This window comes from Maribellus luteus (assembly GCF_003576475.1).
GTDB lineage: Bacteria > Bacteroidota > Bacteroidia > Bacteroidales > Prolixibacteraceae > Draconibacterium > Draconibacterium luteum.
In genome coordinates this window covers 85,949-108,157 of sequence record NZ_QWGR01000007.1, presented here as the reverse complement: position 1 = coordinate 108,157, position 22,209 = coordinate 85,949, and the positions used below count along the sequence as shown (strand labels likewise).

At 43.4% G+C, this 22,209-nt stretch carries 19 protein-coding genes; 8 read left to right on the top strand and 11 right to left on the bottom strand.

All coding sequences use genetic code 11. The features are described from left to right. Window positions 1–63 precede the first annotated feature (63 nt). Both D1614_RS13515 and D1614_RS13510 read left to right on the top strand, forming a co-directional pair. Window positions 64–1,452: an exopolysaccharide biosynthesis polyprenyl glycosylphosphotransferase gene (locus D1614_RS13515; RefSeq protein WP_119438483.1), complete on the top strand. Its 1,389-nt coding sequence runs from the start codon at window positions 64–66 to the stop codon at window positions 1,450–1,452. Then, window positions 1,453–2,898 carry a capsule assembly Wzi family protein gene (locus tag D1614_RS13510; protein WP_119438482.1) on the top strand — a complete coding sequence of 482 codons (1,446 nt, stop codon included), beginning with the start codon at window positions 1,453–1,455 and terminating at the stop codon, window positions 2,896–2,898. 220 nt (window positions 2,899–3,118) lie between these two features. Here the strand turns inward: D1614_RS13510 and D1614_RS13505 are convergent, their stop codons facing one another. The 5 genes from D1614_RS13505 to D1614_RS13485 all read right to left on the bottom strand — a co-directional run bounded on the left by D1614_RS13505 (window position 3,119) and on the right by D1614_RS13485 (window position 8,440). After that, the gene (locus tag D1614_RS13505) at window positions 3,119–3,967 is read right to left on the bottom strand and encodes a tetratricopeptide repeat protein (protein ID WP_119438481.1); all 849 of its coding nucleotides are present in this window, start codon (window positions 3,965–3,967) and stop codon (window positions 3,119–3,121) included. A 203-nt stretch (window positions 3,968–4,170) separates the two neighbouring features. Next, window positions 4,171–4,449 (bottom strand): tetratricopeptide repeat protein, encoded by a 279-nt coding sequence (locus tag D1614_RS13500; protein ID WP_119438480.1) that lies wholly within the window; start codon window positions 4,447–4,449, stop codon window positions 4,171–4,173. 21 nt (window positions 4,450–4,470) lie between these two features. After that, the gene (locus D1614_RS13495; protein ID WP_119438479.1) at window positions 4,471–5,595 is read right to left on the bottom strand and encodes a glycerate kinase; all 1,125 of its coding nucleotides are present in this window, start codon (window positions 5,593–5,595) and stop codon (window positions 4,471–4,473) included. An 18-nt stretch (window positions 5,596–5,613) separates the two neighbouring features. Further along, entirely contained in the window at window positions 5,614–7,800 is a 2,187-nt protein-coding gene (locus D1614_RS13490) for a RelA/SpoT family protein (protein ID WP_119438478.1), read from the bottom strand. A 127-nt stretch (window positions 7,801–7,927) separates the two neighbouring features. Then, entirely contained in the window at window positions 7,928–8,440 is a 513-nt protein-coding gene (locus D1614_RS13485; RefSeq protein WP_119438477.1) for a ferritin, read from the bottom strand. A gap of 307 nt (window positions 8,441–8,747) precedes the next feature. Here D1614_RS13485 and D1614_RS13480 point away from each other — a divergent pair, with 307 nt between their 5' ends. From D1614_RS13480 to D1614_RS13455, 6 genes are all read left to right on the top strand, one after another. Further along, window positions 8,748–10,058 carry an acetyl-CoA hydrolase/transferase family protein gene (locus D1614_RS13480; RefSeq protein ID WP_119438476.1) on the top strand — a complete coding sequence of 437 codons (1,311 nt, stop codon included), beginning with the start codon at window positions 8,748–8,750 and terminating at the stop codon, window positions 10,056–10,058. 215 nt (window positions 10,059–10,273) lie between these two features. Beyond that, entirely contained in the window at window positions 10,274–10,678 is a 405-nt protein-coding gene (gene mce, locus D1614_RS13475) for a methylmalonyl-CoA epimerase (protein ID WP_119438475.1), read from the top strand. 26 nt (window positions 10,679–10,704) lie between these two features. Continuing rightward, window positions 10,705–12,264: an acyl-CoA carboxylase subunit beta gene (locus D1614_RS13470; RefSeq protein WP_119438474.1), complete on the top strand. Its 1,560-nt coding sequence runs from the start codon at window positions 10,705–10,707 to the stop codon at window positions 12,262–12,264. A gap of 12 nt (window positions 12,265–12,276) precedes the next feature. Beyond that, window positions 12,277–12,642: an OadG family protein gene (locus tag D1614_RS13465; RefSeq protein WP_119438473.1), complete on the top strand. Its 366-nt coding sequence runs from the start codon at window positions 12,277–12,279 to the stop codon at window positions 12,640–12,642. A 60-nt stretch (window positions 12,643–12,702) separates the two neighbouring features. Beyond that, window positions 12,703–13,128, top strand: coding sequence for a biotin/lipoyl-containing protein (locus D1614_RS13460; protein WP_119438472.1), 426 nt, complete (start codon window positions 12,703–12,705; stop codon window positions 13,126–13,128). A gap of 19 nt (window positions 13,129–13,147) precedes the next feature. Beyond that, a complete protein-coding gene (locus tag D1614_RS13455; RefSeq protein ID WP_241558109.1) occupies window positions 13,148–14,788 on the top strand; it encodes a sodium ion-translocating decarboxylase subunit beta in 1,641 nt (546 codons plus the stop codon). A 420-nt stretch (window positions 14,789–15,208) separates the two neighbouring features. Here the strand turns inward: D1614_RS13455 and D1614_RS13450 are convergent, their stop codons facing one another. From D1614_RS13450 to D1614_RS13430, 6 genes are all read right to left on the bottom strand, one after another. Further along, window positions 15,209–16,780, bottom strand: coding sequence for a sulfatase family protein (locus D1614_RS13450; RefSeq protein WP_119438653.1), 1,572 nt, complete (start codon window positions 16,778–16,780; stop codon window positions 15,209–15,211). Between the two features lie 158 nt (window positions 16,781–16,938). Next, window positions 16,939–18,546 (bottom strand): sulfatase family protein, encoded by a 1,608-nt coding sequence (locus tag D1614_RS13445; RefSeq protein WP_119438471.1) that lies wholly within the window; start codon window positions 18,544–18,546, stop codon window positions 16,939–16,941. A gap of 144 nt (window positions 18,547–18,690) precedes the next feature. Further along, window positions 18,691–18,867 (bottom strand): hypothetical protein, encoded by a 177-nt coding sequence (locus D1614_RS25660; RefSeq protein ID WP_155523337.1) that lies wholly within the window; start codon window positions 18,865–18,867, stop codon window positions 18,691–18,693. Window positions 18,868–18,888: 21 nt separating this feature from the next. After that, window positions 18,889–19,659, bottom strand: a complete 771-nt coding sequence (locus D1614_RS13440; protein WP_119438470.1) for a LytR/AlgR family response regulator transcription factor — start codon at window positions 19,657–19,659, stop codon at window positions 18,889–18,891. A 23-nt stretch (window positions 19,660–19,682) separates the two neighbouring features. Continuing rightward, entirely contained in the window at window positions 19,683–20,753 is a 1,071-nt protein-coding gene (locus D1614_RS13435) for a sensor histidine kinase (RefSeq protein WP_119438469.1), read from the bottom strand. Window positions 20,754–20,763: 10 nt separating this feature from the next. Further along, window positions 20,764–22,164: a TolC family protein gene (locus tag D1614_RS13430; RefSeq protein ID WP_119438468.1), complete on the bottom strand. Its 1,401-nt coding sequence runs from the start codon at window positions 22,162–22,164 to the stop codon at window positions 20,764–20,766. Window positions 22,165–22,209: the final 45 nt, after the last annotated feature.

Genomic DNA, 22,209 nt, shown 5'->3' with positions numbered 1-22,209 from the left:
AAGCAGCAAATATTTTGCATTAAACAATAACTTTGACAGTCGTTAGCAGAAACAGAAACTTAAATGAAATCCCGCGAAACCGAACTACTTATTCTTTACCTGGCGATTGATCTGGTCCTTTTAAACACGGCATTAGCCATTATGGCGTGGCTCAGTTTTGATATATCAGCCAGGGACTACCGTACCATGAGTATTTACCTCTTACACGGAAACCTCGCCTGGATCATATCGTACCTGGTATTTTCCAAAAAGAACCTGTTCCTTCGTGACAGCATCTTCAATCGTCTGGCTCGAATTACCAAGCGGCAGCTGGTATTTTACCTGGTAGCGGCCGTAATCGAATTTGTTTTTATCCCGGGGAATTTTTTACGGGTATTTTTCTTTCAATATACACTCCTGTTTTACCTCGGAAAAATCCTGTTTTACTGGGGCTTCTATCATTACCTGAAGTACCGGAGAAAAGACAGCACCAAATCGTTAAATACGGTGGTTATCGGATGCAACGAAACAGGAGAGATTCTGAAAAGAATCATTGACAGCAATCCATCACTGGGTTTTCGTTTTTCGGGCTATATTGGCTCTGTCAATACCGATATTGAAGGCTACCTCGGACACCCCAATAATCTGGAAGAGTTGATCGATCAACACGATATTCACTTTATCTACTACACGATATCGCTCTTTAACGAGGAAAACAACGAAGAAAAAGCAAAAAAAGTACTAAAGATCTGCAACCAGAAAGGTGTACGGCTTCGCTTTGTTCCCAAAAGCCAGTGGTGGTTCAGGAGTCATCAAAAAGATGTGGAATCGATCGGTGATTTGCTGGTGTTAAATCCGCAGGAAATCCCCTTGGACAAAGTAGCCTTCAGGGTACAAAAGCGTTTGTTTGACATTGCGTTTTCCCTGTCGGTGATTGTTTTTATCTTTTCCTGGCTCTTCCCCATTCTGGCAGTTGCAATAAAACTGAGCTCGAAAGGCCCTGTTTTTTTCAAACAGCAGCGAACCGGCATCAATAACCGCACTTTTTTCTGCTATAAATTCCGTAGTATGAATCCCAGTAACGATGCGGATAAAGTGCAAGCTACCGCAAACGACACTCGCATTACCCGCATCGGGCGCTTTTTACGCAAAACCAATATCGATGAATTTCCCCAGTTTATCAATGTCTTAAAAGGTGATATGTCAGTTGTCGGTCCGCGTCCGCATATGCTAAAACATACCGAAGAGTATTCAGCCCTGATCGATCATTACCTGGTGCGTCACTATGTAAAACCGGGAATAACCGGCTGGGCGCAAGTAAGAGGATACAGGGGGGAAACAAAAAGGCTCAGCGCCATGCAAAACCGTGTGAATGCGGATATGGAATACATTAATAACTGGAACTTTAACTGGGACATAAAAATTATCTGGTTAACGGTGTTCAGTAAAAGAGCCTGGAGAAACGCGGTATAAATGAAGACAGTAATTCCATCATTTGCGAAAAAGATCCTTGGGAAAAGGCTATTATTTTTTGCCTTTCTGTTTTTAAGTGTTTATCAAGGCAGCGGACAAAACATGGATCTCAGCTTCCATTCGCTTGCCGGTACCAACAACCGATTACCCTTTTGGCTGTGGGCCAATCAGCTGGGGCGTTATACTTCCGAAAACGAGACGATTCAGAACCTTGAATTCAACGGAAACTATAACAAAGCCATAGGCGAATCTGCCTTCCGTATTTCCAGCGGCGTACGTTTAAATCTGCTGCTGGCAAACAATAACGATGTTCGCTTTACTGAACTCTACGGGGGTTTGGGATGGAAAAGCCTACAATTAAATTTTGGAGCCTTTTCTGATCAGGAGAGATACGAAGGATTATCGACCACCAATGGCAATATGGCCTCTTCGCGCAATGCTCGCCCGCATCCGAAAATACGCGCAGGCTTTAACCGTTTTGTTCCGGTAAACACCTGGTTTTCGATTTACGGTTTTTACGAAGAGGGGCTGCTTAACGACAATCGCTACGTAGAAAACAGCCATTTACACCGCAAAGCTTTGTACCTGCGTTTTGGCCAGGCAGCATCGTGGCAGTTAACTGCCGGGCTCGAACACTTTGTGATGTGGGGCGGTACCCATCCCACCTACGGAGAGCTTCAGGAATGGGAAGCTTATTTTGATTATGTATTGGGAAAAGCAGGAGGCGAAAATGCTTTGCCAACCGATAAGGCAAACGTAGCCGGCAACAGTTACGGAACCTATCAACTCGAAATAAAAAAAGAATGGAACCGGTTTGCCGCAACCTTATACTTAAGTCATCCTTTTGATGATAAATCGGGGATGGAATGGGACAATTACAAGGATAACCTTTATGGCCTTTACCTGACAGGAAAATCGGAACGGCCGTTGATCAAATCCCTGCTGCTTGAATATTTCCATACAAAAAATCAAAGCGGAAGCACTCACCTTGTCCCCAAACCTGATGGAGAATTACACGGCCGGGGTCTGGATAATTACTATAACCACGGCGTTTACCGATCGGGGGTTACCTATCATCAAATGGCAATGGTAAGCCCACTGTTTGGCCCGTTAAACGACAGCGAAGGCATTTCTATGGGATTCGAAAATACCCGCTTCTCAGGATTTCACATCGGAGCCATTGGTTTTCTTACTGAAAGCATCCGCTGGAAAACGATGCTGACCTACAGCAACAATTTCGGTCAATACAAAAGCGGAGGTTTGGACACCTATCAACCTTCGCGGAAACAGGCCATGTCGCTTCTAGAGCTATCGTGGCAACCTTACGGAAAAGACCTGGAATTTGGTGCATCAGTAGCGGCCGACCATGGCAGCTTGTACGACCAGGGAAAATCAACAACCCGTTTGGGTGCTATGCTGTCGGTTAAATGGCATATCCTGAAATGATCCAAGGACTGAAGGATTGAGGGATTGAAGGACTGAAGGACTCAATTCCGGATACTTGATACTTTGTACTCATTACTTGTTCCTCTTTGCTCGTGGCTCGTAGCTGGATACCCGGTACTTGCGTCTTGGATTAAAAACAGCTACAAAGCCTTTGCTGCCGTACAATAAAAAACGCCCCGGGAAGACCCGAGGCGTTTTCTTTTGTTCAACCAAAATTAACTTACATAGCTGCTTTGCAAGCTTCAATCAATTTTGTTGCGTTGGCATTGCTTGCATCCAGTTTCAAAGCTTTTTCCAATACTTCCAGTGCTGAAGCAAATTCTTTTTTAGCCTTGTTTACTTCGGCTGTATAAGCTTCGTCGGCAGTTGATAAACTACCGGCGTTTACTTTTGTATTGGCCGCGCTTAAAATCTCTGCACCTTTTTTGTACAACTCGTTTCCTTCAGATACATACACATTGGCCAATCCTTTGCCAAGTTTGTCATCTTTCGGAAATTTAGCAACACCTTCTTCCAACGCTGCTTTGTACTCAGCATCTTTGTTCAGTTTGTTCAAAGCAACAGCTTTGTAATACTGGGCTGTTTCACCTTTGTAATTACCCGCTACAGAAGCAGTAAAAAAGTCAACAGCTTTTTGATAAGCTTTCCCTTTGTAAGCCACAATACCTGCATTGTACGACAAGCTTGCTTTTTCTTCCGGATTGGCTTCAATCGCTTTTGCGTAAGTTTCCAACGCTTCATTGGTTTTATCCAACTTGGCATAAGAACCAGCCATGTACTCGTAAGCCTTATCTACATTTGCCTTGGCAACAACTGCTTTTTCGAAATATTGAATAGCTTTTTCATATTTGTCGGCGTTATAGGCAGCCAAACCAATATTGAAATTGATGGCTTCAGGTACCTGAACATCTCCAAGATTAGCCATTGCCGATTCGTATAACTCCAATGCTTTTGCATACTCTTTGGCCTGCAATGCATCATTGGCCTGATTAATTTTTTCCGCAGCATCCTGTGCAAACGAAACCACAGCAAAACATACTGCACAAAATAACAATACTACTTTTTTCATTTTTTCAATTCGTTTAATTCTTATAAAGTCTAAAATTTTGACGTTTTTTTTGGATGAGCATCAAAAATAACAAATCTGATCAAAAAACCTAAAAAGCCGGTAGCAAGAATCTTGTCATACCACCAGACAATTGCGTTCAAATCCAACTACACCACAAAAATGGCCGCTGACACCCTTCCACTAAACAGTTCACCTTTAGTATGCTAAGGATTGTATTGATCAGGATTCCAAAAATTCAAAATATTTTGAATCAAATGGAGATTATTTTTCGCCTCCTCGTTGTCCGGATCTATTTCAATCACCCGGTTGTACGCATTAATTGCCTCTCCCCAATGCTGAAATTTCTGTTCAATACTTCCCTTCACTAAAAAATAGTCCACGCTGTTAAAAGCACCTATCAAATCAAAAGCCTCTTTTGCTTCCGAAGCTTTTTCATTCTTTAATAACACTTTTACCCTATTTAATTGTTCTGTTATTTCCATTTTATATTGATTGACAACATTTTATTTGCGTGATCCGATCCCGGTCAGAATTTTCACTGTTTTGGCAAACTCGCTGCCAAAAGCGTACAACAATTCAGGTGTATTGGCCATGGCTTCTTCCAGTGTCATTGCACCGTTTACCAGCGAATAAATTCCGTCGAATGCCTCCGACGCTTCGGCTTCTGTTTTCCCGCCAATGGCAAAAACAGGTTTTCCGCAGGCACGAGCCATCTTCGCAACGGCATAAGGCGCTTTGTTGTTCAGGGTCTGACCGTCAATCTTTCCTTCGCCCGTAATCACGATATCTGCCCATTCAATTTCTTCTTTCAGCTTCAGCTGTTCCAGCACAAAGTCGGCACCCGGCACAATCTCAGCCGCAAAAAAGGCCATCAGCGGCAAAGAAATTCCGCCGGCAGCACCCGCTCCATTAACTGTCCGCAGGTCTTTACCACTCTCCGACTCCAGGATTCCGGCCCAGTTTTTCAATCCGTTTTCCAGCTCAACCACCATGTCGGGAGTAGCACCTTTCTGCGGACCAAATACAGCGGCTGCGCCACTCTTGCCCAACAAAGGGTTATCCACATCGCAAATGATTTTAACGGTTACTTCCTGTTTGGTATCCGGTTTTTCAACAGAGGCTATTTGCCCAAGAATTCCGCCTTTGGCATTTAGTTGAACACCATTTTCATCCAAAAAACGAAACCCCAGCGCTTCCAGCATGCCCACTCCCCCGTCAACCGTTGCGCTGCCACCAATAGCGAGGTAAATTTCCCGGCAACCATTACCGATAGCGTCGGCAATCAGTTCGCCCGTTCCGAATGACGATGCTTCCAGCGGATTTAATTCGGAGCTGTTTACCAGTTTCATTCCGGAGGCGTCGGCCATTTCAATAACAGCTGTTTCGCCTGAAATCGCATATTTTGCCTGAACCGGTTTTCCTAAAGGTCCGGTAACGGTCAGATGCACCTGGGAGGCCTTTAAACTTTGTGCCAGTACTTCGCCGGTAAAGTCGCCCCCGTCGGCTACCGGAACTGTGTGCACCTCAAATTCGCCGGAAACTTTACTAAATGCTTTTTCCAGCACATCACAAAAGTCAAAGGCATTCAAACTGCCTTTCATCGAATTGGGTGCGATCAATATCTTCATAGATTGTATTTTCTTCTTTTATTTTTCGCCTCTGAAAACCGAGGTAATTCCCTTCACTTTTTGCAAACGTTGAATCAAAAATTCAAGATGTTCCAAACCGTGTACAAACACCTGAAGTTTTCCTTCGAAGTTTCCTTTATCCGTTTCAATGTTCATCGACCGCATGTGTGTGCCCACATCTTTCGAGATAATGTGTGTTATTTCACCGATGATTCCCACTTCGTCGGTTCCCGAAATGTGCAGCGTGGTAAGAAACGATCCTTTGTTCGACAGGTCTTTCCATTTTGCCTTGATAACCCTGTACGGATAACGTTCTTTCATTTGCAGTGCATTCGGGCACCTGTCGCGGTGAATCTTAATCCCGTGTTTAATGGTAACAAAGCCAAAAATACGGTCTCCGAAAACCGGATTGCAACACTGCGCCAATTTATAATTTACATTGTTAAGATTGTTGTCGATTACCAGAAAATCGTCGCCGCCACCGTAATTAAAGTCTTTTGTTTGCGACTGCGGCAGCAACTCTTCCACCGTTTTGCGGGCATCTTCTTCCTCTTTCTCCACAAACAGCGCCTTCACCTCCAGCGGATCTATTTTGCCACCCGCAATTTCGTAATAGAAATCAACGGCCAGTTTAAAATTGAAATGCTTTAGGGCTTTCCGAATGGCATCGTCGTTTAAATCCAGCTTCCAGTTTTTAAACTTGCGTAACAAAATCTCACGCCCGTGAGCAGCCTGTGTATTGCGCTCCTCGTTCAAACTGTTCCGAACTCTGTTTTTGGCTTTTGAGGTTACCAGAAAATCAAGCCAGTCCAACTTGGGCTTTTGGTTGTTCGAAGTATCGATCGAAATCTGGTCGCCGTTTTTCAGTTTATATTTCAGCGTTACCTTTTTTCCGTTCACCAGTCCGCCCACACAGGTATCTCCCAATTTTGAGTGGATTTCGTAGGCAAAGTCCAGTAAAGTAGCCCCCTGTGGTAACTTTCGCAAATCGCCTTTGGGTGTAAAAACAAATATTTCGTCGCTGTAAACATCAGTTCTGAAATGATCAATAAAATCCACCACATTCAAGCCTGGATTCTCAAGTACATCGCGAATGCCGGTTAGCCACGAATCAATGTTCGACGACCTTCCGCCTTTGTATTTCCAGTGTGCGGCCAGTCCTTTCTCTGCAATCTCGTCCATTCGCCGCGTACGAATCTGTATCTCTACCCATTTGTTGTGCGGCCCCATCACCGTAGTGTGCAACGATTCGTAGCCATTTGATTTCGGAATCGTGATCCAGTCGCGCAAACGGTTTGTATTTGCCTGGTACTCCTCGGTTACGATGGAATAAGCCATCCAGCAATCCGTTTTTTCATCCTCCGGTTTTGAATCCAGGATTATCCGAATGGCAAACAAATCCATTACTTCATCAAACGACACATCCTGCTTTTTCATTTTGTTATGAATGGAGGAGATGGATTTGGTACGCGCTTTCATCGAAAACTGAAGGCCTCTTTTCGCCAGTTTCTTTTCGATGGGTTTTACAAACTCGGCTACAAAACCCGCCCGTTCCTTTTCGGTTTCCTTTAGGCGGGTTACTACGTAGTTGTATTCTTCGGGTTTCTGAAACTTGAGGCTCAAATCCAACATTTCGGAATTAATGTTGTACAAGCCCAAACGATGTGCCAGCGGAGCATACAAATGCAGGGTTTCGCTTACCAGCTTCGGCTGCTGCTCCTCGCTGTACCATTCGAGGTTGCGCATTACCTGCAAACGGTCGGCTATTTTTATCAGGATCACACGCACATCACCTGCCAGGGCCAGCATCAGCTTCCGGTAGTTCTCCGAATGCAGATCAATGGTATCGGTCCCCATGGCATTGATTTTTGCCATGCCGTCGAGTATCGAAAAAATATGCTCGCCAAACTTACTGGCTATTTCTTCGTGTGTTGCCTTTTCTTTTAAGCCGGCATAACGAACATTGTGCAAAAGCCCGGTAATTACAGAATCGGGCTCCAGGCCAATTTCCATGGCAATTACGGAAGCTACATCCAGCGAATGCCCCAGAATTACCTCGTTGTGCGAGAAACGGTGTTCGCCCAGTATTTCGCGGGCAAAATCGAAGGCATTTTCCAGCCTTATCATGGATCCATCGTCCCAGGTAAGCTGGCAAAACTCCTTTAAATGCTCGTACCTTGTTCGTATTTCCTCCTGGATTGTCATGTTCGTTTGCTTTATATTTTGATTAAGAGCCCTGCTTTATCGGACTTAAACCTCTCCTCACCCCTTTTGAATGAAAAAAAAAAGGCTACAACATTGTAGCCTCTTCCTTATTATATAATTGTACTAATTACTTGGCTACAGTAGTATCCACAAACTTACGGGAACGCATTTCACGGTCGAGCATGAAAATACCGTTACCCTGTCCGTTGATAAGCTTCAGCGTATCCAGAATTTCTTTCACGTTGGCTTCTTCTTCCACCTGCTCGTCAACAAACCACTGCAAGAAACTTTGTGTTGCGTGGTCTTTCTGTTCGAGTGCAATATCTACCAAATTGTCGATTAAAGTAGTTACATGTTGTTCGTGTTGCAATGTGGCTTCGTACACCTCAATAATACCACTCCACTCGGTTGGCATTTGCTCAATCCCTTTCAGCACCACTTTTCCGCCACGCTCGTTTACATAGTTGAAAAATTTATTGGCATGTGTCAATTCTTCCTGGTATTGCACATACATCCAGTTGGCAAATCCGGGAAGCCCTTTATCCTGAAACCAGGATGACATGGACAAATATAAAAGGGAAGAGTATTGTTCTGCGTTTATTTGCTCATTCAGAGCGTTTAACATTTTTTCCTTCAACATGATTTTGTATGTTTTTATTGTTCTGCGTTAAAATTAGGAAAAAGCCAACAGATTATAAAACTAAATCTCGGTATTTGACGCTTTCTTAACGATCTTAATGCAATCAATGCCTTTCATTCAAACAAAAGAACGGGTACATCTGACAACGGTAATTACTCCGGGAAAGAGACCAAAAAGTCTTCATTAACACTAAGTTTACAAAAACATTCGAACACTCATAATTAATATTCGAAAAACGACCAAAGATAATTGTTTTCTTACCTTTGCCGCCTGAACTATAAGCTGATTTATAAAAATCCAGAAAAACATGAAGAACATAAAATTCATCTCAGCTGCGGAAGCGGTAAAAGTTGTCAAATCAAACGATCGTGTGCACCTGCACAGCGTAGCGGTGACGCCCCATCCGCTAATCAAAGCGCTCGTTGAAAGGGGCAAAAACAAAGAATTCAGAAACGTACGTATTCAGCACATCCACACCGAAGGTCCGGCTCCTTATGCCGATCCGGAATTGGAAGGAATCTTCCAGTTGGAGTCGTTTTTTGTGGGACATAATGTGCGCAAACAAACACAAGCTGGTTTTGCTGATTACATCCCGGTATTTCTCCAGGAAACACAACGTCTGATCAGAGAAGGTTACCTGAAGGTAAATGTGGCCATGATCCAGGTTTCTACACCGGATAAATTTGGTTACGTTTCGTTGGGAACTTCGGTTGATGCCACATTGGCTGCCGTAGAAAATGCCGATACTACCATTGCGATTGTAAACTCAAATGTACCACGTGCATTTGGCGATGCAATGATTCACATTGATGATATTGACCTGTTTGTGGAAGACAACAGCGAACTGGTGATTGCTGCTCCCGGACCGATTTCGGACACCGACCGTAAAATTGGCCGTTATGTAGCCGAACTGGTGGAAGACGGTGCTACCCTTCAGATGGGTATTGGTGCCATTCCAAACGCCGTTTTGAGCATGCTGGGCAACCACAAAGACCTGGGAGTTCACTCTGAAATGTTTGCCGATGGTATTCTTCCGTTGGTAGAAAAAGGGGTGGTTAACGGAAAAAACAAAGCCATCGACAAAGGCAAAATGGTAGCCACTTTCCTGATGGGTACCAAAACGCTGTACGATTTCATCCACGACAACCCGGGAGTTGCCATGATGGATGTGGAGTACACCAATAAAGTAAGTGTAATTGCCCAAAACCCAAAAGTAACAGCCATTAACTCGGCTCTGCAAATTGATATTACAGGCCAGGTTTGTGCCGACTCTATCGGTATTGTACACTACTCGGGTGTGGGTGGTCAGATCGACTTCCTGCGTGGTGCTTCGTTAAGTAAAGGTGGAAAACCAATTCTTGCGATGCCATCAATCACCAATAAAGGAATTAGCAAAATTGCACCAATTTTGACCCCGGGTGCGGGTGTGGTTAGTACACGTGCCAACATCCACTGGGTAGTAACTGAATTTGGTGCTGTAAACCTGTATGGAAGAACCTTGCAAGACAGGGCAAAATTGCTGATTTCGATTGCGCATCCGGATCATCAGGAAAATCTTGACAAGAGTGCTTTCGATAGATTTGGGTCGCATTTCCATTTTGTTTGGGACCAAGATTAAAACCAAAGATAGGAGAGCAGACGTAGGTCTGCTTTTTTTTATGATAGAAATCATGTGTTCAAAATGAATCGCGTTCGAATATTAACTTATTCTGAATTCGGCGTATGTTATAAATCAGTTTTTGATTTTCAATTGAAGCATGAAAACTATTACATCTACCTTTAGAGCTGTTTAAAAAATTGACTATTAATCTTTTATAATCATTCTAAATAATTATGAATATTTCACATATAGAACACATCGGAATTGCTGTTAACAGTATTGACGAAGCGATTCCATATTACGAGAACATGCTTGGCCTAAAATGCTACGCTGTAGAAGAAGTAGCCGACCAAAAAGTAAAAACCGCCTTTTTTATGGTGGGCGACACCAAAATCGAATTACTCGAATCAACCGATCCGGAAGGACCCATCGGAAAATTTATCGAGAAAAAAGGACCGGGTGTACACCATTTGGCTTTTGCCGTTGACAACGTAAATGACTCGCTCGCCGAACTCGAAGAAAAAGGCGTGAGGCTAATCGACCAAAAAGCAAGAAAAGGCGCAGAAGGTTTAAACATTGGTTTCCTTCACCCAAAATCAACAATGGGAGTATTAACCGAGATCTGCGGAAAAGAATAGATTACAATTAAACAACCGATTTTTTTATGAGTACCCAGGATAAAATTAAAAAGCTTATTGACTTAAGAGCTGAAGCGAAGCTTGGTGGTGGTATAAAACGTATTGAAGCACAACACGCAAAAGGAAAATATACCGCACGCGAGCGTATTGAAATGTTATTGGACGAAGGTAGTTTTGAAGAATTTGACATGTTCGTAACCCATCGCTGTACCAACTTTGGTATGGAAAAATCAAAATTTTTGGGTGACGGCGTTGTAACCGGTCACGGTACCATCGACGGACGTGTGGTGTACGTATTCTCGCAAGACTTTACTGTTTTTGGAGGTTCACTTTCCGAAACCTTTGCCCAAAAGATTTGCAAAGTAATGGATATGGCCATGAAAGTGGGAGCACCGGTTATTGGTATCAACGACTCGGGTGGTGCACGTATCCAGGAAGGTGTTAACTCGTTGGCCGGTTATGCCGAAATTTTCGAGCGTAACATTCTGGCTTCCGGAGTTATTCCGCAAATCTCAGCCATTTTTGGCCCATGTGCCGGTGGTGCAGTATACTCTCCTGCCCTAACCGACTTTATCATGATGACCGAACAGAACTCGTACATGTTCGTTACCGGCCCCAAAGTGGTAAAAACAGTAACCGGAGAAGATATTTCAGTAGAAGATTTAGGTGGAGGTAAAGTTCACGCTTCAAAATCGGGTGTAGCACAATTCCTCGTTGAAAACGAAGAAGAAGGGTTACTGATCCTTCGTAAACTGATCAGCTATCTTCCACAGAATAACCTGGAAGACCCGATCGTTACTGAAAATACAGACCCGATCGACCGTTTGGATGACGCCCTGAATCAAATCATCCCTGAAAATCCGAACCACCCGTACGACGTAAAAGATATTATCCACATTTTGGTTGACTACTCTGAATTCCTTGAAATTCACCGTAACTACGCCAAAAACATTGTGGTAGGTTTTGCTAAATTCGACGGACAACCCGTAGGTATCGTGGCCAACCAGCCTAACTACCTGGCCGGTGTTTTAGATATCAATGCATCGATTAAAGCTGCGCGCTTTGTTCGTTTCTGCGACTCTTTCAATATCCCGATTATTACGCTGGTTGACGTTCCCGGATTCTTGCCTGGAAGCAAGCAGGAATACGGCGGTATTATTACTCACGGGGCAAAATTAATGTTTGCTTACGGTGAAGCTACTGTTCCGAAAATCACCATCACTTTACGTAAATCATACGGTGGTGCCCACGACGTAATGTCGAGCAAGCAACTTCGCGGCGACCTCAACTATGCATGGCCAACTGCAGAGATTGCGGTAATGGGTGCAGCAGGTGCAGTGGAAGTACTTCACGGGCGTAAACTTCGCGACATCGAAGATCCGGCAGAACGCGCCAAGTTTATTGCCGATCACGAAGAAGAGTACAACGAGAAATTTGCCAATCCATACCAGGCTGCGTCTTTCGGCTACATCGACGATGTAATTGAGCCTCGCAACACCCGGTTCCGGATTATTCGCGGATTGCAAAGCCTTGCTACCAAAAAGCTGGTGAATCCTCCTAAAAAACATTCAAATATTCCATTATAAAAAGAACACCTTATGGAACCATTAAGTATTTTATTGGCAAGTTCTTACGACTTTGGATTCACGGTAGCAATCGTAGGTTTTTCTATCGTGTTGTTCTCGCTTACTGCTTTGGTACTGATTTTCTCCAGGTTGCCAAAGATTATTAACATGAAGTTTAGTCGCAAAAAAGCAAGCAGCGAAGACAAGAAGAAAAAAGAAACTACTGAAAGTGATTTTGTTGAAGGTAACGTTACCGCAGCTATCAGTTTAGCTTTACATATGTATTTTAACGAATTACACGACGAAGAAAGCAATGTTGTTACGATCAAAAAAGTAAAAAAAGCCTATTCGCCGTGGAGCTCAAAAATTTATGGAGTAAACAACAACTGGCCGCGTTAAAAATCAGATATCTGCTGCCAAACAGCAATTTTGTTACCTTAAAAAAACAATTATAAACAGATGAAAAAATATAAATTCACAATAAGCGGTAACCAATACGACGTTCACTTAAAAGGCATCGAAGAGAATGTTGCAGAACTGGACGTTAACGGTACCATATACGAAGTTCAAATTCATGGAGAAGTAAAAACTTCAAAAACTCCCACTCTGGTGCGTAAACCGGTAGAACAAAAACCAGGTGAAGGTTTGATCAAAAAAACCGAATCATCAGGCAAATTCAAGGTTACTGCCCCACTGCCGGGAACCATTCTAAAAATCAACATTAAAGTGGGCGACGTAGTTAACGAAGGCCAGAACGTGATGGTTATGGAAGCCATGAAAATGGAAAACCAGATTCAGACAACCAAAGGTGGTGAAGTAACTTCTATTAAAGTAAATGTTGGCGACAGTGTACTGCAGGACGACGTTTTAATTGAGATTGGTTAACCTTTACTTTTTTTAGAAGATGAGAAAAATATTGCAACTAATAGTATTGCTGATTTTTGGGGCGACAACGGCATTTGCCGGGCAGCCCGAAAAAATCAGTGATGTACTTACCAGCGGAAAATGGATCAATTATTCCGATGGATATGTACCGATTCCGACCTACAAAGAGGACGGAACTCAAACCGAAAAGCCCAAAACGGTAAAGCGTTACAAAACGTTTTCGTTTGAAGAAGACGGAGCTTTTATGCTCGATTCGGCTAAAACTCGTTTTACGGGCCATTACCGGATTTCGGGCGATAAAATAGTGCTCGATTTTAAACCGGTTAAAGTAACGCACCTGGGAGCCAATACCGATCCCAACCGTTCTACCGGGTACGATATGGTCGATGAAACCGTTCATCTTCCGCAACGTGAATTACAATTAACCAAGGACGGAAAACTTGCCGGCGACGGATTCGAGTACAAGAACTACAGCGGCGCTGTTTCGGGGCTGTTTAACTTCTACGAATTCTCGGGTTTTGCCAACATTGCATGGGGTAATATCGTCATGATGCTGGTAGGATTTGTATTCCTGTTCCTGGCCATCAAATACGACTTCGAGCCGATGTTGCTTATCCCCATTGGCTTTGGTATTCTGATTGGGAACATTCCCATGTTCCAGGTGGTTGACTTCAACCTGAAACTGGGTGTATACGAGCCGGGATCGGTTATGAACATTCTATACCAGGGGGTGGTACAGGGATGGTATCCTCCCCTTATTTTCCTGGGCATTGGAGCGATGACCGACTTCTCATCCTTGATTTCGAACCCGAAATTAATGTTGCTGGGAGCAGCCGCGCAGATTGGTATCTTCCTGACTTTCCTGGGAGCTCTTTACCTTGGCTTTGCTCCTCCCGAAGCAGGTGCAATTGGTATTATCGGTGGCGCCGACGGTCCAACCGCTATCTTCCTTTCGTCGAAACTAGCGAACGGACTTAACGTAATGGCCGATGGAACAGTCGTGAAAAACCTGATCGGGCCTATCGCCATTGCAGCCTATTCGTACATGGCGCTGGTACCGGTAATTCAGCCTCCGGTAATTAAACTGATGACCTCCAAAAAGGAACGTCTGATCCGTATGAAACCTCCACGTGCGGTTTCGAAAACAGAAAAAGTACTGTTCCCGATTGTTGGTTTGATTTTAACAGCTTACATTGCTCCTTCGGCTCTTCCGCTGATCGGTATGTTGTTCTTCGGAAACTTGCTGAAAGAATCGGGTGTTACCAAACGTTTGGCAAATACAGCTGCCAACCCGCTGATCGATACCATTACGATCTTGCTGGGGCTTACTGTGGGTGCTTCAACCCAGGCTGATGTGTTCCTGACTCCTTCTTCAATTAAAATCTTTGCATTGGGTGCAGCTTCGTTTGTAATTGCAACTGCCGGTGGTGTTGCCGGTGCAAAAATCATGAACCTGTTCCTGAAAAAAGAGAACAAAATCAACCCAATGATTGGTGCTTCGGGTGTATCTGCAGTACCCGACAGTGCAAGGGTTGTTCAACAAATGGGACTACAGGAAGACCCAACCAACCACCTGCTTATGCACGCCATGGCACCGAACGTTTCGGGTGTTATTGGCTCAGCAGTGGCAGCCGGTATTCTTTTGAGTTTCTTGATGTAAAAGCCCTTTGGGTTATAATATTTCAAAAGGCCGCTGAAAAACTCAGCGGCCTTTTTTGTGAAAGTCTCCCTGTCAACGACTGCAGTAATTTTAAGAAAATCATTTTCTGTCCGTGCTCTATGGCAACAATGATTTGTTCGATAAGTCTGCTATCTGTTTTTTCTGTTCGTTCCAAGACACCCAAGAAAAACTCAACTTATCTGGTTATACCGCTTTCATGCTGATTGGTGGCAAATTATTTTCACGAAGTTTTTTCTGAAAGTCAATCTCAAAAAATATCCAACAAAGTCCGGAAAATTGAATATCGGGAATTCTATATTGGATATTCTGCTTTAAAGATTAAAAACAAATCCCGGATAGAAGTACACATCTTAACTTTCATTTCTGTTGGTGATTCCCCCAAATCATGACTGTCTTGCTTTATTGATTCCAATACTCTTCAAATATCTTCACCATTTCGGGATACTGTTTGTCGGTGTCTCCAATATCTTCGCGCAGTTTCATTAGTTCATTCTTCATTTCAGAAATAAGGCCTTGGTACTCGGAGTCTTTGTAGGCATTGTGCAGTTCGTTCGGGTCTTTTTCAAGATCGTAAAATTCCCAGGCAGGTTGTGTGGTTTTGGGCTCGGTGCCTTTCATATCCAGCGGCTGACCGTAAAAGAATGCCAGCTTGTATCTTTTATTACGGATACCAAAATGCCCGGGTCGGTTGGTTTGGTGCTGCCAATAGCGGTAATACATCTGATTACGCCACCCCTCGGGTGCTTCGCCTTTCAGATTGTTTCGGAAGCTTACTCCGTCTACAAAGTCAGGTTTATCAATACCTGCATAATCGGCAAGTAAGGCGGCAAAGTCAATATTCAGAATGATATCGTCGATTCTGGAGCCTCCCTTAATTTCTTTTGGATAACGTATTACAAATGGCATGCGCAATGATTCTTCGTAAATCATGCGTTTATCAAAAAAGCCGTGCTCACCCAGAAAATATCCCTGGTCGGCGGTGTAAATAACGATGGTATTGTCAGCAATTCCTTCTTCTTCCAGAAAATTCAAGAGCTTACCAATATTGTCGTCGATGGCTGCCCCGCTTCGGATCATGTCTTTTACCAGTTTCTGGTAAACTTTTTTTCGCACAGCCACACTATCCAGTCCATCTACAATAAAAGGCAGATCGGGATACTGCGCCCAGTAATTTGGGTTTTGGGTATTTTCCAGAAAACGCTTGCCCAGGTTATCGATCGATTGCCCAACAAAAGAACGCCCGGTAGTTTCCGGACCATAATCAAACAAGGAGGCCGGTTCGGGAACTTCCACGCTATCGAGTAAATCTTTAAAGCGATCGGGATAATCATACGGTTCGTGTGTCGCTTTAAAATGACACATCATCATAAACGGTTGTGATTTATCCCGGTTTTTGATCCAATCCATCGTCAGTCCGGCAATCACATCGGTTGAGAACCCCTCGTATTCTGCTCCTCCTCCATAACCATCCTGCCAGTTTTCCTTGGTTTTCAGAATCGGGTTCCAGTATCTTCCCTGACCGGGTAAGACGTTGAAATAATCGAAGCCAGCCGGTTGTTTTTTCAGGTGCCACTTCCCCACTATGGCCGTTTGATAACCGTTGTTTTTAAACACTTTGGCAATGTTCATACTATCCGGTTCCAAAGCATCTTCCAGCGTAAATATTCTATTGTGATGACTGTATTGCCCTGTCAGAATCGCTCCCCGGCTGGGCGTGCATATCGAATTGGTACAAAAGCAATTATCGAGTACACATCCTTCTTCGGCCAGGCGGCTGATGTTGGGTGTGTGAACATAATCCTTTAAAATTCCCCCATAAACACCCCATGCCTGGGCAGTATGATCATCACTTAAAATAAACAGAATGTTGGGTTTTGGCTCCGGTTTTTGTTTGCACTGATAAAAGAACAAAGGGATCATGGTCAGTAAAACAAACAAAACTTTTGATACTCCTTTTCCTGATAAACTCATCTTATAAAACATTTTAATTTCATTCATTTATTAAGTTCAAACTGTGTTTTTAAGGAGTTGTGCAAAGATACACGTGCTTAATTTTTAAAACAAGCCTTCTTTGTTGTGCACTTGCAAGATCGTTTGGGAAACGGGTCGTTAAACGTAAAATCTTTAGCCTAATGGGTGGCGGAAATATTTTTCAAGATTATTTCCATTTGCTCCTGACTTTCAAAATCCGATTTATTCACCCAACCGGCATTTACTTCTTCTCCCCGCATAAAACGGTTGTAGAAATCCACATCTGCTTTATAGGAATAGAGATAGCGGTCAAAAATGTCTCCCTTACCCAGCATTCGGGGATCCTGCTGCTTTGTAAGTTCTGTTACCAGTTGGTTTTCCAGCTCCAGAATAAGCGGTTGAAGCGATGGTTCATTGATCAGATTCACGATACAGTCCGGATCATTTTTTACGTTGTATATTTCGCGTTCGGGCCTTTTCCCAAAGCAGTAACTCCAGAATTGATTACTGCCGGTCTCTCTTCTGTCGGCCAGTATCTGACTCTTTGTTGCACCTCCATCGCAGTTAAGATAGCCGGTTTCCGGGTTTCCGGAGGGCCAGCGATCTGTTTTATAATTGTGGAGAAACAAATAATCGCCTTTTCTGATTCCGCGAATGGGATATCCAACATCGTCGGGCCGGCCCACATCGTGCCGTTCTTTGCCGATCAGCACATGATCGCGCTTTTGAGAATTACGTTTGTTGTACAACAAATCAGTTAGACTTTTCCCTTGAATGGTTTGCATTTGAGAAGCCTGCTGCTCAATTCCGGCCACTTCCAGGAATGTTGGAGCAAAATCAATAAAACTTACAAAATCTTCTACTATCCGTCCCGGCTTTTTAATACCCTCTTTCCACATTACTGCCATAGGCAAATGGTTGGAATACTCATACGCCTGGCCTTTTACCCGCGGAAAAGGCATTCCGTTATCCGAGGTCACCACAATCAGTGTATTGTCCAGCATTCCCTGTTCTTCCAAAACGGCTAACATTTTTCCAAGATGTGAATCAAAGTATTCAATTTCAAAAGCATAATCCAGCATGTCGGTACGGGTAGATTCTTTGTCGGGCCAAAAGGAAAACACTTCATCTACGTCTTCCGGATTTTTGTTTCCCTTGGCAATTCCGCTTCCATATTCGTAGCGGCGGTGTGGCTCCATGCCACCATACCAAAAACAGAACGGCTGATCGCCGGGTTTTTCCTTCAGAAATTTCTCAAAATTGGCTGCATAATCAATGTTCGAAATCTGCGAGGTTGGCGGTGTACAACGTTCCGAATTGTAAGCTTTCCCAAGGAGTAAGCGGTTTTCTCCGCTTTCGGTTTTTGCTACCACCGGTGCCACTCCTTTGGCAGTATAACCTACGAAGTAGCCATTTTCTTCCAGCGATTCGGCATAGGTTTTAAATTTTACCGGGAAATAACTCCAGTGGTTACCTGCTTCTTCCAACTGCCACGAGTTGCGGCCGGTTACAATACACGAGCGCGAAGGCGCACACTTTGCATTGGGAGTATAAGCATTTGCGAACAATATGCCTTGCTGGGCTATCTTGTCAAAAGCAGGAGTGTTTACCCAGGCGCATCCGTAGGCGCCCATGTGTTTATAACTTGCATCGTCGGCAATACAAAAAAGAATATTGGGACGTGTTTTTTCGGTTGTTTGTTTTTCGGTACAGGCAAACAAAAGCGAGCACATAGTCAACAAAAGAAACAGACGGTTTAGATTCATCGGTGAGATTTGATTTAGTTTCTAACTGATGCAAGTTAAAATTTATGCTGGTAAAAGCATCATTGCTTCCCTATCGTTTGCTCCTCAATCGTATTTTACCGAACCGTCTAATGCTCCATATGAAGTATGTGAATTGGGTACAGTTTAGTACAGATGGTTAAGAAATTTGACCAGCCCGATTACATCTTCACGTGTTGAAAACGGATAAACTCCGTTCATTTTCACGGTGTAGATATTGTGGTATAAGATGCTTTCTTTTAGCGGACTTGTGTTTTCAATCAGGGCAAGGGCCTCTTCGTATAGTTGTTCTCTTTTTTTCATGAAAATACTTGGTTGGTTTCACTAACTCTCCATCCACTCTTTAAACTCGGCGGCTTTTAAACGACTGATCATTATCGGCTCATCAAAAGGATGGATCAAGCGCAAAATTAGTTTGCCTCCGAAGTGGTTCTCAAACTTCCGGATGGCATTAATGTGTACAATGGTACTTCGGTTGGTTCTGAAAAACTGTGTCGGGTCAAGTTGTTCTTCCAGCTTTTCGATGGTTAAATTAATAGTGTATTCTTTTCCTTTAAAAGTAACGGCATTTGTTATCCTGTTTTCGGTATAAAACCAGGCTATTTCTTCTGCATCCAGCTTAAAATAAGAAGTGGCCCCACTAATAAGAAAGCGTTTCCGGTATTTCCGTTCGCCCCTGATTATGGCTTCCAGCAGTTCTTTATAATCAGGTCTGCTTTCGGTGCTTTTACGCTGAACGTTTAGTACGTTTTCAAATTTATCGATAGCCTGTTCCAGTTTTTCGAGTTTAATTGGTTTTAGCAAATAGTCGATGCTGTTAACCTGAAATGCCCTGAGTGCATATTCGTCGTAAGCAGTTGTAAATATAACCATACTATCTACCTGCACACTATCGAATACCGAAAAACTTATTCCGTCCGTCAGTTGAATATCCATGAAGATCAAATCGGGAGCAGGGTTGCTTTTGAGCCAGTCTACCGTTTCTTTAACACTGTCTAAGCCTGCAAGAATGCTCCAGTCGGGCCGCAATTTTTCTACCATTCCTTTTAATAAACGGTAGTTATGCAATTCATCTTCCACTATAATCACTCTCATAATTACTGCCTTTTTACGTGTCCTTACAGCAGAGGAACCTCTACCTCGAACTTTTTATCGTCACGATGAACCTCTATTTGTTTTTCCGTCAGCATTTTATACCTGCCAATCAGGTTCCCCAATCCTGTTTTAGTTGAATACGAAGTGGTTCGAAGATTTAAATTATTCGAAACGGACAAATATCCGTTTTTGGCAAAAACAGTTATTTCCAGTGGTGTTTCCTTGCTTGTTATGTTGTGTTTTATGGCATTTTCGATCAGCAGTTGACCGGTTAAGGGAGCAATCTCTCGATCCAGTTCCTCGGCTGATATATCATGTTTGAACAATAAACCTTCGCCCAGCCGTTCCTTATGCAAGGCAAAATAGGCATTCATAAATTCAAGCTCATCTTTCAACTTTACCAGCTTTTTGTTTTTGCTTTGAAGTACATACCTGTAAACATCGGTAAAATTCTCGGTAAAATACACAGCAGCTTCCGGGTCGTATATAATTAACGATTTTAAAACACTCAGGTTATTAAACAGGAAATGCGGGTTTAACTGGTCTTGCAATGAATTGTAATCCATTTCCAGTTTTTCTCTTTTCATTTTGGCAATGATTTCCTGTGCGTTGAGCCACTTTATACTTATCCGGGCCAGGGTAAGCGAGTTAGCCACCATTTGCACAAAGATCAAACCGGCAGCCATTCCAAGGATCACTCCCGGGCGTGAATTTTCGCCCCCCAACTCGGGTTCTATAAAATGCATGATAACCCGGTGTGCCAGAATCAAAAAAAGAAATCCTACGCTGATCTGTAAAATAAAACGCAGTTTCATTTTTGTTGGAACCGGAAGAAAGCGTTCCAGAACATTGTCCAGAATAATTTGCAGCTCCACGGCCAGGTTAAAAGGAATAATTACAGCCACGTATATAACCGCCGGAATGCGCAGGTTTACGCCAGAAGGTCCATCAATAATATAAACAATAAAATGAAGTATCAGAGTGGCAATCAGACTAATAACAGTGAACCTGATCATTATACTCGGAGCCGCATAACTGGGCAAACGCAACGCCAGATCTGGTTTTCTCTTCTTATTTTGTTCTGTATACTTCATTTAAAACGATCTATTCCTCTCCTTCTGCTTTGTAAAGATTGCCGGTAACATTCTGCCAGCGGGTTTTTAGCACTTCAAAATTGGCCACTGCCTGTGTCAAGCGGGCTTTTGCTTCTGCCCATTTGGCCTGTGAACTTAGCAAATCGGTGGTGGTATTTAACCCAACGTCGAAACTGGCACGGGTTTCATCCAAACTCTCTTTGGCTTCTGTCACACTTTTCTCTGCAATCAGAATAGATTCGTAGGCTTCTTCAACCTGCACCTTAACTTGCATGACCTCAAGATTAATCAAATCATTTGTATGTTGCAAATCTGTTTCGGCCTGTTGTACTTTCAATTGAGCGGCCCTCATTTTCTTTTTCCCCTGTCCCCACTGAAAAATGGGGATAGATACCTGTGCCGCGAGCATCGGCTGAAAATCTATATCTTCATACAAATCCCGAAGCCAGTAGCTTGTGTATTGTGCACTCACTCCTACCGTTGGAAGATAATCGGCCCGCGTGATTTTAGCATCCAATTCGCTCAGTTCCTTCTGCTTCTCCAGAATTTTGAGTTCGTTTCTGTTGTTCGCAGCCTGGTTAATACCGTTGTTAAAGTTGATTAACTGAACGTTTCCCAGCTCTTCTTGACTGATCTGGATATCTGTATCCAATGGCTGTCCCATCAACTGGTTCAGGTACATTTTGGCCACTTTCAACCCATTTTTGGCTTTTAACAAGTTCAAGGCAGCCTCGTTTTTCTGAACGGTTACCTTAAGCTTTTCGCTGGCAGGCTGAAGCCCGACCTCGTACATTGCTTTCATCTGATCTTCCAGCTCGGTCAGCATTTTTATGTATTCATCCGCAATTTTAATGTTCTCCTGAACGGTTGCCACCTGCCAAAAGGCTTTGTCGGTTTCTTCCACAATTTCTGAATACTTCAGATTCAACGCCAGGCCGGCTATTTCCACACCGGCATCAGCTTGTTGATTGGAATACCTGATTTTTCCACCCACATAAATGGGCTGGTTCAATGTAAAACTGCCGTTGATCATCGTAAGGCTTTTCATATCAATGCTTGTACCGGGTTTCCATACATTGCTCGTTCCTGAAAAGTTGCCATTCAGGGCATCTTCCTCGCTGGCGGCAGTGGGCAGAAAGTAACCGGGGATACTGATTGGATCCATATTCGGGCGGTGCATCAGCGAAGAAGAAAACCCCAGCGACGGAAGATAGGCCGTTCTCGCCACTTCCTGGTTAACTTTGGCTTCCCTGTTCTGCAAAGCTGCCTTTTTTAGTTCTTTGTTGAATTCAACCGACTGCTTCCTGCAATCTTCAAGGGTCATCACTTTTTGCCCAAAAGCAGGACTGAAGGCAAGCGTTGTTACCAATAATACAAATGTTCTTATAATGATTTTAACTGATCTCTTCATTTTCGTTTTCCTGTTAAATTGAATTTTTAACTGCTTCCGGGCAGC